This is a genomic window from Rhizobium sp. SVR5-2C (assembly GCF_056755115.1).
Map to the genome: position 1 here is coordinate 1 of NZ_JBNDHT010000409.1, position 270 is coordinate 270.

The following is a 270-nucleotide window of genomic DNA, read 5'->3' on the forward strand; positions in this document are numbered from 1 at the left end:
GCGATCAGATCGCGCAATTCACGGATTTTCTGCGGGTTGTCGTTGACGAGCAGCGTATTGGTGCGTTCGTCAAAGGACACGCTACCGCGCGAGGACAGGAAACCACGACTTGCGTTACCGGCGCCGCCGCCACTAGTACTACCCATGCTGCCCTGAGTCAGCAGCTTGGCGATGTCCTGCGCCTTGCCGTAGCTGATCGGAATGTAGTCAGTGACCAGCTCGGCAGTGTCTTCGGCCTTGATGCGGGCCTCGGCGACACTCTGCTCATAC

General features: G+C 59.6%; 1 protein-coding gene. It reads right to left on the reverse strand.

The features are described from left to right. On the reverse strand, nucleotides 1-270 hold a 270-nt coding region (locus ACPYOI_RS36310; protein WP_481424205.1), incomplete at both ends, for a secretin N-terminal domain-containing protein.